Annotated in this window: 14 protein-coding genes and 1 pseudogene; 4 read left to right on the forward strand and 11 right to left on the reverse strand. The window is 74.1% G+C overall.

Features of this window, described 5'->3' with window-relative positions; all coding sequences use genetic code 11:
- Positions 1–52: 52 nt before the first annotated feature.
- The 10 genes from ACFV1L_RS35545 to ACFV1L_RS35590 form a co-directional block, all read right to left on the reverse strand.
- Complete coding sequence (locus tag ACFV1L_RS35545) at positions 53–1714, reverse strand: LPXTG cell wall anchor domain-containing protein (protein ID WP_380374245.1); 1662 nt, start codon at positions 1712–1714, stop codon at positions 53–55.
- A gap of 254 nt (positions 1715–1968) precedes the next feature.
- Positions 1969–2676: a hypothetical protein gene (locus tag ACFV1L_RS35550; protein ID WP_380374248.1), complete on the reverse strand. Its 708-nt coding sequence runs from the start codon at positions 2674–2676 to the stop codon at positions 1969–1971.
- 133 nt (positions 2677–2809) lie between these two features.
- Positions 2810–3604 carry a type III pantothenate kinase gene (locus ACFV1L_RS35555; RefSeq protein ID WP_035863765.1) on the reverse strand — a complete coding sequence of 265 codons (795 nt, stop codon included), beginning with the start codon at positions 3602–3604 and terminating at the stop codon, positions 2810–2812.
- 23 nt (positions 3605–3627) lie between these two features.
- Complete coding sequence (nadC, locus tag ACFV1L_RS35560; RefSeq protein WP_380374251.1) at positions 3628–4602, reverse strand: carboxylating nicotinate-nucleotide diphosphorylase; 975 nt, start codon at positions 4600–4602, stop codon at positions 3628–3630.
- Between the two features lie 71 nt (positions 4603–4673).
- Positions 4674–6287, reverse strand: coding sequence for an L-aspartate oxidase (locus tag ACFV1L_RS35565; RefSeq protein WP_380374254.1), 1614 nt, complete (start codon positions 6285–6287; stop codon positions 4674–4676).
- Positions 6288–6303: 16 nt separating this feature from the next.
- A complete protein-coding gene (panD, locus tag ACFV1L_RS35570) occupies positions 6304–6753 on the reverse strand; it encodes an aspartate 1-decarboxylase (RefSeq protein WP_380374273.1) in 450 nt (149 codons plus the stop codon).
- Between the two features lie 48 nt (positions 6754–6801).
- Entirely contained in the window at positions 6802–7707 is a 906-nt protein-coding gene (gene panC / locus ACFV1L_RS35575) for a pantoate--beta-alanine ligase (protein ID WP_380374256.1), read from the reverse strand.
- Positions 7707–8621: a Rossmann-like and DUF2520 domain-containing protein gene (locus ACFV1L_RS35580; protein WP_380374259.1), complete on the reverse strand. Its 915-nt coding sequence runs from the start codon at positions 8619–8621 to the stop codon at positions 7707–7709. The genes panC and ACFV1L_RS35580 overlap by 1 nt, the downstream gene beginning before the upstream one ends.
- Before the next feature lie 140 nt (positions 8622–8761).
- Complete coding sequence (locus ACFV1L_RS35585) at positions 8762–9451, reverse strand: response regulator (RefSeq protein WP_380374261.1); 690 nt, start codon at positions 9449–9451, stop codon at positions 8762–8764.
- Between the two features lie 14 nt (positions 9452–9465).
- Positions 9466–10683 carry a sensor histidine kinase gene (locus ACFV1L_RS35590; RefSeq protein WP_380374263.1) on the reverse strand — a complete coding sequence of 406 codons (1218 nt, stop codon included), beginning with the start codon at positions 10681–10683 and terminating at the stop codon, positions 9466–9468.
- A gap of 106 nt (positions 10684–10789) precedes the next feature.
- Between ACFV1L_RS35590 and ACFV1L_RS35595 the strand changes: the two genes are divergently transcribed.
- Together ACFV1L_RS35595 and ACFV1L_RS35600 are read left to right on the forward strand one after the other, a co-directional pair.
- Complete coding sequence (locus ACFV1L_RS35595; RefSeq protein WP_380374265.1) at positions 10790–11794, forward strand: SAM-dependent methyltransferase; 1005 nt, start codon at positions 10790–10792, stop codon at positions 11792–11794.
- A gap of 14 nt (positions 11795–11808) precedes the next feature.
- Positions 11809–12972 (forward strand): NADH-quinone oxidoreductase subunit D, encoded by a 1164-nt coding sequence (locus ACFV1L_RS35600; RefSeq protein WP_380374268.1) that lies wholly within the window; start codon positions 11809–11811, stop codon positions 12970–12972.
- A gap of 39 nt (positions 12973–13011) precedes the next feature.
- Here ACFV1L_RS35600 and ACFV1L_RS35605 read toward each other — a convergent pair whose 3' ends face one another.
- Entirely contained in the window at positions 13012–13785 is a 774-nt protein-coding gene (locus ACFV1L_RS35605; RefSeq protein ID WP_380374276.1) for a hypothetical protein, read from the reverse strand.
- Between the two features lie 300 nt (positions 13786–14085).
- Between ACFV1L_RS35605 and ACFV1L_RS35610 the strand changes: the two genes are divergently transcribed.
- Positions 14086–14430, forward strand: a complete 345-nt coding sequence (locus ACFV1L_RS35610; protein ID WP_380374271.1) for a WXG100 family type VII secretion target — start codon at positions 14086–14088, stop codon at positions 14428–14430.
- 65 nt (positions 14431–14495) lie between these two features.
- Positions 14496–16468 (forward strand): annotated as a pseudogene (locus tag ACFV1L_RS35615) (hypothetical protein); the annotation flags it as partial.

Consider the following 16468-nt stretch of genomic DNA (forward strand, 5'->3'; position numbering starts at 1 on the left):
GCGGGTCCCGGCGGCCCCGGGGGTGTGCTGACGGCGGGTCAGGTTCCGCTGGTCACTCGTGCGCGCCGCGCTTGCGGCGGCGGTTGGCGAGGACCAGTCCGCCGCCGAGGACGATCGCGGCGCTGCCGGCCGCCACCGTGGTGCCGATGCCGTCCGCACCGGTGGAGGCGAGGCTGCCGCCGACCGCACCGGTCGACGACGGGCCGGGGGTTGCGCCGGTGGAAGCCCCGCCGGAGGGCGAGGTGGACGGCGACGCGGTCGGGGAGCCGGGGGCGGAGGAGCCCGGAGCGGGAGTGCTGGGCGTCGGGGAGCCGCCCGGGACGGTCGGACGGGTGGTGTTCGACGCGGTGCCCAGCGGGATGACGACGGTGTTGTTGTTCTTGTTCGGGTCCCACGGCATGCCGCCGTCCTGACCGTCCTCGCCGATGGACGGCATGGTGACGGTGGCCGACAGGCCGGCGCTGTGGTCGAGGTCCAGGTCGAAGTAGAACCAGTCGCGGTAACCGTTCTTGATGTACGACGTGGTGGTGCAGTCCCAGACGTTCACCTTCGGGTCCTGGTTCCGCAGGCTGGGCTGGCACTTCGGCTGCGAACCGCGGAGGATCTTGACCTCCTTCGGGACCGTCACCCGGACGATCGCCGGGTACGAGCCGGAGCGCCAGAAGATCGAGCCCGGGCCGTTGTCGGCGATGCCGACCGTGAGCTCACCGAGCCGGCCGGAGTCCGGGGACCAGCCGCCCTCCACCGCGAAGTCCGCGGTGTTCGGGACGGTCGCGGCGAGCGCGGTGGTGTTGTTGCGGTCGAAGTCGATCACGCCGTTGGGAGCGCCCTGGCGCTCCGGCTTGCCGACGGTGAGCGCGGGGCCGCCGGCCGGGCCGGGGGTGAAGGCGAAGTGGCCGAGCCAGCCGTCCTTGGCCGGGGCGGCGGTGGTGACGCGGACGTCCTCGTAGGCGTAGTACGCCGTGGAGTCGACCTTGAAGCCGATCGGGTCCAGGCGGACCGTCTCGCCGGCCGCCAGCTCGGAGTGGACGGTGCAGATCACCGCGTCGCCGTCGGCGCTGGTGCCGTACTCGCAGTTCGAGAAGCGCGGGACGAAGGACAGGTCCATCCCGCCGGTGAAGGTGAAGTACAGCTGGGAAGCCGGGAGTTGGCCCTTGTTGGTGACGGCGAGGTCGGGCGTCCAGGTGTCTCCGGGCTTGAGGCCGTGGTTGGTGTCGACGTCCTTCATGGTCACGTTGCTGCCGCCGAGCGTCACCTTGGTGTCCGCGCCGGCGGTCCGGCCGTCGAACACGGCGGTGGTGTGCAGCACGGCCGTGGCGCCTGCCTCGCGGGCGGCGGCGGGTCCGTACAGGTAGAAGCTCAGGTCCAGCTTGCCGTTGTACATCGTCTGCATGTCGCAGGTCAGCACCTGGCCGACGACCGCGCAGCCGGACTGCGGCATCACCGAGGCGATGCCCTGCAGCGGGGCGAGGTCGACCGTGACGCGTCCGTTGGCCGGCGTCGGGTGGTTGCTGAACGTCAGTCCGAGACGGACCGCGGTGGAGCCGCTGCCGTGGTCCGGGGCGGTCGACGACGGATCAACGGCGACCGCGTCCGGGGCCTCGATCTTCAGCACGGCGTCGGCGGCGTGCGCCGGAATCGCCGCGGCACTGCCCAGGGTGAGTACGGCCAGGGCCGAGGCCAGCCCCAGCGAACGGGAGCGCGAGAAGCGCATCTTCCCCCCAAGAGAATCGTGTGCACATTCTGTGCGCGCCCGACGTTAGGGGGTGGATCCGGCCAATGTTCCGATCGGAATCGGACACTTCGGGGCAGGTTCGTTCGTATCGGTCCGGAATCGTTATCGAAGCGTGGCAAAGCCTCCGAGGAGGACGCCGCGGCGAATTGACGCACCGTCAGGCGGTGCCGGTTCCCGGCCCCGGACGGCGAGAACCCCCTCCGGGGAGGGGGTTCGGGGGAGCCGGCGGTCCGTCAGCCGTCCGTGCCGGTGGCGAGTTCGGGGTGCTCGGCGCCGGTGGGGGCTTCGTCCTCGCCGGTGGGCGGGGCGGGCCGGGTGCGGCGGCCGAAGAGTTCGGCGGGAGTGGGCATCCGGCGCGGGCGGGGTCGGTCGGCCGGGGGCTGGGGGTGCTGGCTGCTCATCGGGAACCGTCCTCCAACTGGGATGGCGGGCTGGGGTTCGGACGCGGGGCTCGGCACTGCGGCGAGGTGGCGCTGCCCGGAGCCGAGCGAGAGCCGCTCGCGCACCTCGGCCTCGGCGAGGGCGTGGCAGCGCCCGGCGAGCCGGGAGCGGCGGGCGTGTTCGGGCGGCCCGCACGGCTGGCGCGACAGGGCGCGCAGGGCGGACAGGTCCTCGGCGGTCGGCAGGTAGCCGTCGGTGACGGCCTCCTCCAGCCGGTCCAGGTAGCCGCCCGCGCTGCCGGGCAGTGCGGCCCGGTACCGGCCGAGGTCGGCGAGCAGGAAGGCGCGCAGCCGCCCGCCCTCCTGGACCGCCTCGTCGATGGCCTCGGTCAGTCGAAGCGCGTCCTGGACGTCCTCGGCCCACAGTTCGCCGACGGCGGTGGGCACCGGGAGCCGGTCGGGCGCGGCCGGGTAGAGAGCTTGGGCGAGGACACGGCGCAGCACCCGGACTTCGTCGGCGCTGAAGGCCATGCCGCCGCGCGATCCGTGTGGCGTTGGCATGGCTCGACAGTACGTGGCGTACGTCCGACTTATGGCGATTGAGGACGTGTTTGTCCCGATTGGCCTATGAGATGGTGCATCTGACGCCCGGTCGGCCGCCGACGTGATCGGCGGCCGACCGGGCGGGCGGACGTCAGGCGGTGGCCGGCCGGTTGCGCTCGAAGATCAGCCGCAGGCCGATCAGGGTCAGCCACGGCTCGTGCACGTCGATCGAGTCGGCCTCGCCGAGGACCAGCGGGGCCAGGCCGCCGGTGGCGATCACCTGGACGTCGTTCGGGTCCTTGGCGAGCTCCTTGGCCATCCGGTTGACCAGGCCGTCGACCTGCCCGGCGAAGCCGTACAGGATGCCCGACTGCATGCCCTCGACGGTGTTCTTGCCGATCACGTTGCGCGGGCGGGCCAGCTCGATCTTGCGGAGCATCGCGGTGCGGCCGCCCAGGGCGTCGACCGAGATCTCGATGCCCGGGGCGATCGCCCCGCCCACGTAGTCGCCGCGCGCGTTGATCGCGTCGAAGGTGGTGGCGGTGCCGAAGTCGACCACGATGCACGGCCCCCCGTACAGGTGGTTGGCGGCCAGCGCGTTCACGATCCGGTCCGCGCCGACCTCCTTCGGGTTGTCCATCAGCACGTGCACACCGGTCTTCACGCCCGGCTCCACGATCACCGCCGGCACGTCCCCGTAGTACCGGCGGGTCACCTCGCGCAGCTCGTGCAGCACCGCCGGCACCGAGGAGCAGATCGCCAGGCCCGCCACCCGGTCGTCCGCCGAGACGATCGGGTGGGCACCCATCAACCCCTGCAGCAGCACCGCCATTTCGTCGGCGGTGCGGCGCGGGTCGGTGGAGATCCGCCAGTGCTCGACGATCTCCTCGCCGTCGAACAGGCCGAGCGTGGTCTGGGTGTTGCCGACGTCGATGGTGAGGAGCATGGGGCGCTTTCTGCTTGGAAGGGTCAGGAACTGCGGAGGTCCAGGCCGATGTCCAGGATCGGCGAGGAGTGCGTCAGGGCGCCGACGGCCAGGTAGTCGACACCAGTCTCCGCGACCTCGCGCGCGGTGGCCAGGGTCAGTCCACCGGAAGCCTCCAGCTTCGCCCGGCCCGCCACCAGGGCGACCGCCTCGCGCAGCTGCTCGGTGGTGAAGTTGTCCAGCAGGATCAGCTCCGCGCCCGCCTCCAGCACCGGCGGGATCTGCTCGACGGTGTCGACCTCGACCTCGATCGGCAGCTCCGGGAACGCCTCCCGGACGGCGGTGAACGCCTCCGCGACGCCGCCGGCCGCCACCACGTGGTTGTCCTTCACCAGGGCCGCGTCCGACAGCGCCATCCGGTGGTTGGCGCCGCCGCCCGCGCGGACCGCGAACTTCTCCAGTGCGCGCAGGCCCGGCGTGGTCTTGCGGGTGTCGCGGACCACTGCCCCGGTGCCCTCCAGGGCGTCCGCCCAGGCGCGGGTCGCGGTGGCGATGCCGGACAGGTGGCACAGCAGGTTGAGCGCCGACCGCTCGGCGGTCAGCAGGTCGCGGGTCCGGCTGCGCACCGAGAGCAGCACCTGCCCGGGCTCGACCGCCGCGCCGTCCTCGACGTGCCGCTCGACCTCGAACTCCTCCTCGCAGACCAGCGAGACGACGGCCTCGGCGACCCGCAGGCCCGCGACGACGCCCGCCTGACGGGCCGTGAAGTCCGCCGTCGCGACGGCCTCGGCCGGGACGGTCGCCACCGAGGTGACGTCCTCCCCGCCGGCCAGGTCCTCGGACAGGGCCATCATCGCCACGTCCTCCACCTCGACCGGGTCGAGGCCGGCCTCCTCCAGCAGCTCGGCCAGCGCCGGGTCGAGACCGGTCTCGTACACCTCGCCGTCACCGCACGCGCAGCCGTCGCCGCAGCCGTCGGACTCGGCGGACAGGAGGGGGAGTTCGTCGGAGTGGGACATGAAGCGGGCTCCAAAGGGGGTGCGGACCGGGGTGCGAGAGCAGGGGTGCGGCGAACCGCGCGGGCGGGACGTCAGGTGCCGAGGGGGTGGACGATGTGGCGCTGCCAGTCGGTGTCGTCGCGGTCGGGGAAGTCCTCGCGCCAGTGGCAGCCGCGGGTCTCCTCGCGGAGGGCTGCCGCGGCGGTGAGGGCGGTGGCGACCTGGTGGAGGTTGGTGGCCTCCCAGGTCTCGACCGACGGGGAGCCGGGGCGGGCCGGGTCGGCCAGGGCCGCCAGGCCCTTCGCGGTGGCGGCCAGCGACTCCGCCGAGCGGATCACGCCCGCGCCGGTGGACATCAGGTGCTGGATCGCGCCGCGGCCCTCCGCGGCCAGCAGCGGCACCGGCGTCGCGGCGTGCGCGGCGTCGGTGGCGACGGTGCGGGCGGGCAGCCGCCCGGCCTCGGCGAGCGCCGCCAGGTCGGCGGCGATCCGCTCGGCGAACACCAGGCCTTCGAGCAGCGAGTTGGACGCCAGCCGGTTGGCGCCGTGCACGCCGGTGCAGGCGACCTCGCCGCAGGCGTACAGGCCGGGGACGGTGGTGCGGCCGTGCAGGTCGGTGCGGATGCCGCCGGAGGCGTGGTGCGCGGCGGGGGAGACCGGTATCGGCTCGGTGACCGGGTCGATGCCGTGGGTGCGGCAGGCGGCCAGGATGGTGGGGAAGCGGTTCTCCCACATCGCGGCGCCGAAGTGCCGGCCGTCCAGGTACATGTGCTGGGCGCCCTGCTCGTGCATCCGGCGGATGATCGCCTTGGCGACGATGTCGCGCGGGGCGAGCTCGGCCAGCTCGTGCCGGCCGACCATGAAGCGCACGCCGTCCGCGTCGACCAGGTGCGCGCCCTCGCCGCGGACGGCCTCGGAGACCAGCGGCTGCTGGCCCTGCGCGTCCGCGCCGAGGAACAGCACGGTCGGGTGGAACTGGACGAACTCCAGGTCGGTGACCTCGGCGCCGGCCCGCAGCGCCAGCGCGACGCCGTCGCCGGTGGAGACCGCCGGGTTGGTGGTGGCGGAGAACACCTGGCCCATGCCGCCGGACGCCAGCACCACGGCGCGGGCCAGGATCGCGCCGACGCCGTCCCGCTGGCCCTCGCCCATCACGTGCAGGGTGACGCCGGCGGCGTGGCCGTCGGCGTCGGTGAGCAGGTCCAGGACGAGGGCGTGCTCGATGAGTTCGAGGCCCGGGTCGGCCTCGACGGCGGCGACCAGGGCGCGCTCGATCTCGGCACCGGTGGCGTCGCCGCCGGCGTGCGCGATCCGGCGGCGGTGGTGGCCGCCCTCGCGGGTGAGGACGATCTCGCCGTCCTCGTCGAGGTCGAACTCGGCGCCCACCTCGATGAGCCGGCGCACCGCGTCCGGGCCCTCGGTGACCAGGGTGCGCACCGCCTCCTCGTCGCACAGGCCGGCGCCGGCGACCAGGGTGTCCTGGAGGTGCTGCTCCGGGGTGTCGCCTTCGCCCAGGGCGGCGGCGATGCCGCCCTGGGCCCAGCGGGTGGAGCCGTCGTCGAGCATCGCCTTGGTGACCACCATGGCCCGCAGGCCGGCCTTGCGGACGTTGAGCGCGACGGTGAGTCCGGCCACGCCGGAGCCGACCACGACCACGTCGGTGCTCGTGGTCCAGCCGGGGGCGGGGGCGGTCAGGCGGTGCGACATGGCTTCAGCTGCTCCTTCAGCGCGCGGCGGCGTCGGCCGCGCCGTTCGCCCCACCGTACGCGGCGTCCCCGCGGAGCAGTCCGCTGCCCTCGGGGGCGTCCGCGGGGTCGCCGCCGGTGCCGGTGATCCGGTTGTGCTCGTCCACGAACACCACCTTCGGCAGGTACGCCTTGGCCTCGGCGGTGTCCATCTGGCCGTAGGCGATCAGGATCACCAGGTCGCCGGGGTGGACCAGCCGGGCGGCGGCGCCGTTGATGCCGATGACGCCGGAGCCGCGCGGGCCCGCGATGGTGTAGGTCTCCAGCCGGGCGCCGTTGTTGATGTCGACGATGTGGACCAGCTCGCCGGGGAGCAGGTCCGCGGCGTCGAGCAGGTCCTCGTCGACGGTCACCGATCCCACGTAGTGCAGGTCGGCCTGGGTGACGGTGGCGCGGTGGATCTTGGACTTGAGCATGGTGCGGAGCATGTGGTCACGCCTCTCTGAGTGCATGCCTGGGGCTTCTGCGGGAACTGCCTAGCGGACGATGATGCCCACGTTGTCGATCAGCCGGGTCGAACCGACCCTGGCCGCGAGCGCGAGCACCGCCTCGCCCCGGTAGTCGTCCGGCGCCTCGGTGAAGGACAGCGGATCGATCAGGGCGAGGTAGTCGAGGGAGATGCCGTCCGCGCCGTCGAGCACGGCGGCGGCCGCCTCGCGGACGGCCTTGGCGCCCCGGGCCCCGGCGTCGCGGCCGGCGAACAGGGCGCGGGAGAGGACGAGCGCCCGGGTGCGCTCCTCCTCGGAGAGGAAGCGGTTGCGGGAGGACAGCGCCAGGCCGTCCTCCTCGCGGACGGTCGGGACGCCGACGATCTCCACGTCGAAGTCCAGGTCCGCGACCATCCGGCGGATGATCGCCAGCTGCTGGGCGTCCTTCTCGCCGAAGACCGCGAAGTCCGGGTCGGTGATGTGCAGCAGCTTGGCGACGACGGTCAGCACGCCGTCGAAGTGGCCGGGGCGCGACGCGCCCTCGAAGCCGTCGCCCATCGGCCCCGCCGACAGGCGCACCAGCGGCTCGCCGTTCGGGTACACCTCGTCCACGGTCGGGGCGAACACCACGTCCGCGCCCATCTCCTCGGCGAGCGCGACGTCGGCGTCCAGGGTGCGCGGGTAGCGGTCCAGGTCCTCGCCGGCGCCGAACTGCAGCGGGTTCACGAACACCGTGACGGCGACCCGGCCGTCCTTGCCGACCTGGCGGCGGGCCTCCCGGATCAGTGCCGCGTGGCCCTGGTGCAGCGCGCCCATGGTCATCACCACGGCGTTGTCGACCGGCTGCTCGTCCGGCCAGAACGCGGCCTCGAACTCCTCCACGGTGCGGGTCAGCACCGCCTTGCGGACCTTCGCCGCCTTCGGGGCCTTCGCCGGGCGCCTGTCGCGTGCCATCAGTGCTTCTCCTCGTTCAGTACGTCCAGCAGCGCGGCCGCCGGTTCCGGCTTCAACGATCCGTTGGCGACCGCCCGCTGCGCGGTCGCCCTCGCCATCGCCCGGTACGCCTGGCCGATGTCCGGGGTCACGGTAGCGAGTCGGTCGAGGTGCTTGCGCACCGTCCCCACGTCGCCGCGGGCGACCGGGCCGGTGAGGGCGAGGTCGCCGGAGCGCAGGGCGTTGTCCAGGGCCGCGCCGAGCAGCGGGCCGAGCATCTGGCCGGGCTCGGCGACGCCCGCGGTGCGCAGCAGCTCCATCGCCTGCGCGACCAGCGTGACCAGGTGGTTCGCGCCGTGCGCGAGGGCCGTGTGGTACAGCGGCCGGACGTCCTCCGGGATCCAGGACGGCTCGCCGCCCATCTCCACCACCAGCGCCTCCGCGACCGGGCGCAGCTCCTCCGGCGCGGTCACCCCGAACGGGCAGCCGGCCAGCCGGGCCACGTCCACCGAGGTGCCGGTGAAGGTCATCGCCGGGTGCAGCGCGAGCGGCAGCGCGCCCTTGCGGGTGGCCGGCTCCAGCACGGCCACGCCGTGGGCGCCCGAGGTGTGGACGAGTATCTGGCCCGGGCGGACGGCGTCGGTCGCGGCCAGCCCGCTCACCAGGTCGGGCAGCGCGTCGTCCGGGACGGTCAGCAGTACCAGGTCGGCCGCGGCCATCACCTGAGGGGGCGTCACCAGGCGGACGCCCGGCAGCAGGGACTCGGCGCGGCGCCGCGAGGCGGCGGAGACGCCGGACGCGGCGACCACGCGGTGCCCGGCCAGCTGCAGGGCCGCACCCAGCGCGGGACCGACCCGGCCGGCCCCGACCACACCGACGGCGAGCCGGGCAGGGCGGTTACCGGGGTCGGAGGGATCTCCGAAGTCGTGCAGCACTCTTCCGTTCCAGTCCTCGGCGGGTACCAGACGTACTGCTCAATGGTACGGGCACCGGGGCCCCTGCTTTCTGCGCCCGCCCACCTGTCCGTGACCCGCCCGCGAACGGGACGGCCGGACCGGGGGCGCGGCAGTACGGGTCAGTGCGTCTCGCCGGCCCGGACCAGGCCGTTCTCGTAGGCGAGGACCACGGCCTGGACGCGGTCGCGCAGGCCGAGCTTGGCGAGGATGCGGCCGACGTGGGTCTTGACGGTGGCCTCGGAGAGGACCAGGCGGGCGGCGATCTCGCCGTTGGACAGCCCCTGCGCGACCAGCAGGAACACCTCGCGCTCCCGCTCGGTGAGCGGGGCGAGGACGGCGGAGCCGGGGGTCGCGGCCGGGGTGGGCAGCACCTCGGCGAAGCGGTCGATCATGCGCCGGGTGGTGGTGGGCGCGACCACCGCGTCGCCGCCGTGCACGGCGCGGATCGCGGCGACCAGCTCGACCGGCGGCACGTCCTTGAGCAGGAAGCCGGACGCGCCGGCCTTGAGCGCGGCGAACGCGTACTCGTCCAGGTCGAAGGTGGTGAGGATGAGCACCCGGGGCGCGCCCTCGACCGGGGTGCCGCGGTCGTCGAGGCAGATCCGGCGGGTGGCCTGGACGCCGTCCAGGCGGGGCATCCGGACGTCCATCAGGATCACGTCGACCTCCGCGGTGCGCAGCACGTCGAGCGCCTGCTGGCCGTCACCGGCCTCGGCGGCGATCTCGATGTCGCCCTGCGACTGCAGGACCATCCGGAAGCCGGTGCGCAGCAGTTCCTGGTCGTCGACCAGCATCACGCGGATCGGCATCGGTCGGGTCTCCTTCATTTGGACACTTTGAGGGGCAGGACGGCCCTGATCCGGAAGCCGCCGCCGGGCCGCGGCCCGACGTCCAGGCTGCCGTCGACCATACCGACCCGTTCGCGCATGCCGATCAGGCCGTGGCCGAGGCCGTCGGCGCCGCCGGCGGTGAGCTGTTCGCGGGTGCTGCCGCGGCCGTCGTCCTCGACCAGCACCTCCAGGTCGCCGTCCCGGAAGTCGACGGCGACCTTGGCGCTGGCGTCCGGGCCGCCGTGCTTGCGGACGTTGGTGAGGGCCTCCTGGACGATCCGGTAGACCGTCAGCTCCAGGCCCCGGGGCAGTTCGCGGACGTCGCCGGTGGCGGTGTACTCGACCGGCAGGCCGGCGGTGCGGACCTGGTCCAGCAGGTCGGGGAGCTCCTCGACGCCCGGCTGCGGCACGTACTCGCCGGTGGTGTCGGCGGTGCGCAGCACGCCCAGCAGGCGGCGCATCTCCGCCAGCGCCTGGCGGCCGGTGGAGGCGATGGTGTTGAGCGCCTCCTTGGCCTGCTTCGGCGAGGAGTCCATCACGTACGCGGCGCCGTCCGCCTGGACGATCATCACGGAGACGTTGTGCGCGACCACGTCGTGCAGCTCGCGGGCGATCCGGGCCCGCTCGGCGGCGACCGCGACCTGCGCCTGGGCGTCCCGCTCGCGCTCCAGCCGGGCGGCCCGGTCCTCCAGCTCCACCAGGTAGGCGCGGCGGACCCGGGTCAGCCGGCCCCACGCCCAGCACAGCACGAACGGGGTGGTCATCAGCGCGGCCAGCAGGGCCCGCCGGGCGAAGGTGTCGTTCGGGCCGTCGTAGTCCGGCACCAGCCGCCAGACCGTGAGCGGCCCGGCGATCAGACTGGCGAACAGCGCCAGCCTGGACGTCCAGGGCCGGCCGAAGGCCGCGCCGGTGTAGGCGAACACCAGGTAGGCGACGCTCGACGCGCCGGGGTCGATCCGGGCCGCGACCTGGCCGAGGCCGAGGACGACGGCCACCGCGGTGGTGACGTCCGGCCAGCGCCGCCGGACGACCATCAGCAGCGGCAGGAGCACCGCGACCGCCACGCCCGCGCCGTGCCGGGTGGCCGGGTACTCCCCGGCCATCCCGGTCTGCTCCAGCGCAGCGAGGACGCCGAAGAACAGCACCGGCAGCGCCCACGCGGAGTCGACCACCATGGGATGTCGGCGGAGCCAGGCGTTGAGTCGATGCACGTGTCCAGCCTAGGGAGTCCGATGGCGTGTTCAGGTCCGTCGGGAGAGCGATCCGGGGCTACTCCCCAGGGTGGAGACCGCCTCCTCCCCGGTAACGTCGCCCGCTATGACATGGATGCGGTGGCGGCCCGCGATCGAACACGCCCTGTACCGGCCCGACGGCGGCTTCTACCGCAGGCCGGAGGGCCCGGCCGGACACTTCCGCACCTCCGTGCACGCCTCCGCCCGGTTCGCCGGCGCGGTGGCCCGGCTGCTGGCCGACGTCGACGCGGCACTCGGCTCACCCGCTCGGCTCGACTTCGTGGACGTCGGCGCCGGCCGCGGCGAACTCACCCTCGCCGTCCGCGACGCGCTGCCCGCCGAGCTGCGCGCCCGGGTCGCCCTGCACGCCGTCGAACTCGCCGACCGCCCGGCCGGCCTGCCCGACGGGATCGGCTGGGGGCCCGACCTGCCGGCCGCCGTCACCGGCCTGCTGTTCGCCAACGAGTGGCTCGACAACGTCCCGCTCGACCTCGCCGAACGGGACGAGGACGGGGAACCGCACTACGTCGAGGTCGCCCCCGACGGCACCGAACGGATCGGCGGACCGCTCGACCCGGACGACGCCGCCTGGGCCGACCGCTGGTGGCCCGGCGGCGAGCGCGTCGAACTCGGCACCCCCCGGGACGCCGCCTGGGCCGCCGCCGTCGGCGCCCTCGACCACGGCCTCGCGGTCGCCGTCGACTACGCGCACACCCGCGACACCCGCCCCCCGTACGGCACCCTCACCGGGTTCCGGGACGGCCGGCAGACCGCACCCGTCCCGGACGGCTCCTGCGACCTCACCGCCCACGTCGCCCTGGACTCCGCCGCCGTCCCCGGCCACCCGACGCTGCTCACCACCCAGCGCACCGCCCTGCACGCGCTCGGCGTCAGCGGCGCCCGCCCGCCGCTCGCCCTCGCCGGCACCGACCCGGCCGGCTACCTGCGGGCCCTCGCCGGGGCCGGCGAGGCCGCCGAGCTCACCGACCCGGCCGGACTCGGTGCGTTCCACTGGCTGGTCCAGGCGGTCCGCATGCCGGTACCGGACGACCTCGCGGCCCTGCCGGGATGGCAGACTCTCCCCTCATGAAGGAGTCGACGGCCATGACGGAGACCACGGTCGGCATCGGCCCGGGCGCGCAGACGCTCCCCGGGGATCCCGGCAGCACCGACATGGTGCTCAACATCGGTCCCCAGCACCCGTCCACGCACGGCGTGCTGCGCCTCAAGCTGGTCCTCGACGGCGAGCGGATCAGCTCCGCCGAGCCGGTGATCGGCTACATGCACCGGGGCGCGGAGAAGCTCTTCGAGGCCCGCGACTACCGGCAGATCATCATGCTGGCCAACCGGCACGACTGGCTGTCCGCCTTCGCCAACGAACTCGGCGTGGTCCTCGCCGTCGAGCGGATGCTCGGCATGGAGGTCCCCGAGCGCGCCGTCTGGCTGCGGACCCTGCTCGCCGAGCTGAACCGGGTGCTCAACCACCTGATGTTCCTCGGCTCGTACCCCCTGGAACTCGGCGGGATCACGCCGATCTTCCACTCCTTCAACGGCCGCGAGGAACTCCAGCACGTGCTGGAGGAGGCCTCCGGCGGCCGCATGCACTACATGTTCAACCGGGTCGGCGGCCTCAAGGAGGACCTGCCGGCCGGCTGGCTCGGCCGGGTCCGCGCGGCCGTCGGCGTGGTCCGCTCGCAGCTGCCGGTGTTCGAGGACCTGGTCCTCGGCAACGAGATCTTCCGCGGCCGGACCGCCGGCATCGGCGTGCTGTCCCGCGAACACGTCCACGCGTACGGCGTCAGCGGGCCGATCGCCCGGGCCAGCGGAGTCGACTTCGACCTGCGACGCGACGAGCCGTACCTCGCGTACGGGGAGCTCCAGGACGTCCTGCGGGTGCCCGTCCGGGAGGAGGGCGACTGCCTGGCGCGCTTCGAGTGCCTGCTGGAGCAGACCGCGAACTCGCTCGACCTCGCGGACGCCTGCCTCGACCGGCTGGCGGAGCTGCCCGCCGGACCGGTCAACCTGCGGCTGCCCAAGGTGCTCAAGGCCCCCGAGGGCGAGACGTACGCCTGGACCGAGAACCCGCTGGGGCTGAACGGGTACTACCTGGTGTCGCGCGGCGAGAAGACGCCCTGGCGGCTGAAGCTCCGGTCGGCGTCGTTCAACAACATCCAGGCACTGACCGAGCTGCTGCCGGGGACGCTGGTGGCGGACATGGTGGCGATCCTCGGGTCGATGTTCTTCGTGGTCGGGGACATCGACAAGTAGCCGGCCGGGGCCGCGGGACCAGCGGCCCGGCCGGCGCGATCACCCCCGCGGGTCGGCCGGGTGCGGGGCGAGCGCCGGGTTGTGGGCCTCGCAGAGGGAGACCAGGGTCGCGTAGGCCTCGGGGCCCATCAGCTCGATGAGCTCGGGGCGGTAGGAGACGTACACCGGGTCGGGGGCGTTGTGGGCCTCGGGGGAGCCGGTGCACCACCAGTGGAGGTCGTGGCCGCCCGGGCCCCAGCCGCGGCGGTCGTACTCGCCGATGGAGACCTGGAGGTAGCGGGTGTCGTCGGGGCGGTCGATCCAGTCGTAGGTGCGGCGGATCGGGAGCTGCCAGCAGACGTCGGGCTTCGTCCGGAGGGGCTCCAGGCCCTCGCGCAGGGCGAGCACGTGCAGGGCGCAGCCCGCTCCGCCGGGGAAGCCGGGGCTGTTCAGGAACAGGCAGGCGCCGTTGACGCGGCGGGTCTGCCGGTCGCCGTCCTCGTCGAACATGGTGATGCCGCCGTCGCGCCGGATCCGGCCCTTGGCGTCGGTGCCCTCGGCGTGGTGCTCCCAGATGTCGGGGGTGAGGCGGGCGGCGTGCTCGGTGACGCGCTGCTCGTCGTCCTCGTCGGAGTAGTGCGCGCCCAGCGTGCAGCAGCCGTCGGACGCGCCGCGGCCGGGCTGGATGCCGTGGCAGCCCTTGCCGAAGATGCAGCCCCACCGGGAGGTGAGCCAGGTGAGGTCGCAGCGGAACACCTGGTCCTCGTCGGCGGGATCGGTGAACTCGACCCAGGCGCGCGGGAAGTCGAGGGCGACTTCGCGGACGGTGGGCATCGCCAGGTCGACGACCGGGCCCTTGCCGGGCTTCTCGGACTTCTTGTTCTTCTTCTTCGCGCTCTCAGCAGGTGCCACCCGGCAAGGGTATGGCCTGGGCCGGGGCGGCCGTGGTGCGGTGGCACGGCTTTGCGGACGGTTTGTCGGAGTTGGGCGGGTTTCCGGGGGTCTTGGCGGTCGGTGTAGGTGAAACGGCTGTGAAAAGGGCCGCAGCCCGGGCGGCGGGGGCGGCGGGCGGCCCTAGGATGTCCCAGCCGGGGGTAGTCGGGCGCGCGAGCGCCCTTGCACGGGGGAGTGCACATGGGCGACAAGGTCGTCATCCGGTCGTGGGAACTCCACGGCGAGGGACGGGAGTTCGAGACCGTCTCGAAAGAGTTCGGCAGTGCGGCGAAGCAGCTGGAGAGCGGGCTGGCGGCGCTGGGCGCGCCGTGGGGCGGTGATGCCCCCGGCCGGCCGTTCGGCACCGCGTACGGCGAGGCCCGGGAGGGCGTGCTCGCCGGGCTGCAGGGTCTGGCGGAGCGGCTCGGCCGGATCGGCCAGGGCCTGCACACCATGGCGGACAGCATGGAGCGCACCGACGGCGAGATCAGCGCGGACTTCAACGCGCCGTCGCTGAACCACCCGACCGCAACCGGCCGGGCCTGAACCGCAGTCAGAGCACGCGGCGGGCGGCTGTGCACGCCGAACCGCACCACCCGAAGGGGGAGCACGTGTCCAGGAACCTGCCGGAGGAACTCGCCCCCGCGCTGGCACGGACCGGCCACGCATGGCCGCAGGCGGACGAGGACGGACTGCGCCGGGCGGCCGGCCTGTGGCGGGAGTTCGGCTCCGAGGCGGACGCCCTGGTGCGCCGGGGCAACACGGCCGCGCAGCGGGTTGCCGGGGAGAACTCGGGCCCCGCGGTGGAGGCGTTCAGCACGCACTGGCAGCAGTTCAGCGGCGGCGGCCGCGGCCAGCTCGACGACGCGTCCGCGGCGGCCGGCCTGGTGGCCGCCGCGCTGGACAAGGCGGCCGGCGCGGTCGACCACGGCAAGGCCGAGATCGTCGCGGTGCTCCAGGAGCTGACCGAGAAGATCCGGGCGGCGGACGCCGCCGAGGCGAAGGCCAAGGCGCAGATCGCGCAGGCCGGCAAGGAGCTGACCTCCGGCGTCGGCGGCCTGGTCTCCGGCCTGGTGAACGGCGCGGCCGGCGTGGTGAAGGAGGGCGTCGCCGAGGCCGAGGAGCTGGCCGCGGTCGCGGACGCCAAGCGGAAGATCGGCCAGCTGCTGGAGCAGCTGGAGCGGGACATGGGCGAGGCGGCGAAGTCGCTCGCCAAGGAGCCGCCGCTGGTCGCCCTGGAGCGGATCGCCCAGGCCGACGGCCGCGGCCTGCACGGCGAGAACCGCGAGTCCTCGATGGCCGCGCGCTCCGGGCAGGTCACCGGTGTGCTGGCGAAGTCCGGGGTGGCCCGCGCGGTGGAGGTCGCCGGGGTGGCCGGCGTGCACGCCGAGCTGAAGGCCGACGGCACCGTCAAGACCGACCGGCACGGCAACCCGGTGCTGGTCGGCGACGACGGCCAGCGCGTCAAGGGCGTCGAGGGCCTGAAGGTCACCCAGGGCGCGGACGGCACCCAGCAGCTGGTCGGCCCGGACGGCACGCCCGTCAGCGGCGTGGCGATGGGCGAGGACGGCAAGCCGCTGCTCGGCAAGGACGGCAAGCCGCTGCTGGTCGGCCTGACCGGCGCCCTGGTCGGCACCGGCATCACGCTGGCCCTCGGCCTGGACGGCCACTTCAAGCTCGGCGACGACGGCCACCCGCTGATGACGGCCGCCGACGGCAGCCAGGTCTCCGGCCTGGTCACCGACCAGAAGGGCCACCTGCTGACTGGTGGCAACGGCCAGGCCGTCACGGTGAACGCCGCGATGCAGGCGGTCGGCCCGAACGGGCAGATCGTCCAGTTCGGCGCCGACGGCCGCCCGCTCGACCTGCTCGGCCCGGACGGGCAGCCCGTTCCGGTCACCGACGCCCAGCACAACGGCGGCCCCAACCCGGACGGCCCGCGCGGCAGCCACGGCAACGGACACGGCCACAACGCCCCCGGCGGCGACCAGGCCGGTCTGCCCGGCAGCCCGAACGGCCCGGGCGGCAACGGTCACGGCAACGGCGGCATCTCGGTCAACGCCAACGTCGGCGGCATCGGCGTCGACGTGTCGCTCGGCCAGGACACCCAGCCGCAGTCCGCCCCCGCCGGCGGCGGGCACCGCGGCAACTCGGGCTACCAGAACAACTCGGCCGCCGCCTACGGCGGTTCGCACGGCGGCGGCAGCGGCTACGGCGGCGGGGGCGGCGGCTCCTACGGCGGTGGCGGCTCGTACGGCGGTGGCGGCGGCTCGTACGACTACACCCCGCCCGCGCCCTCGCACGGCCCCGTGTCGGTGCACGTCGACTCGGTGCTGGCACCGCCCCCGCCGGCCCCCGCGCCGACGGTGGACGCCGACATCTGGTCGTCCGGCAGCGCCGGCGGCGGTGGCGGCCACCACGGCGGCGGCAGCTCCGGCTCCTCGTTCGGCGGCGGTTCCGGCGGCTCGTCCGGCGGCTCCTCGTTCCAGCTCGGCCCGGTCGGCGGCGGCTCCGCCCCGGTCGCCGGCGGCGGCCTGCCGGTCGGCGGGCCCGTCGGCGCAGGCCCGGTGGCCGGTGCGGGCCC

Origin of the sequence: Kitasatospora sp. NPDC059646, assembly GCF_042734615.1 — a bacterium.
Taxonomy (GTDB): domain Bacteria; phylum Actinomycetota; class Actinomycetes; order Streptomycetales; family Streptomycetaceae; genus Kitasatospora.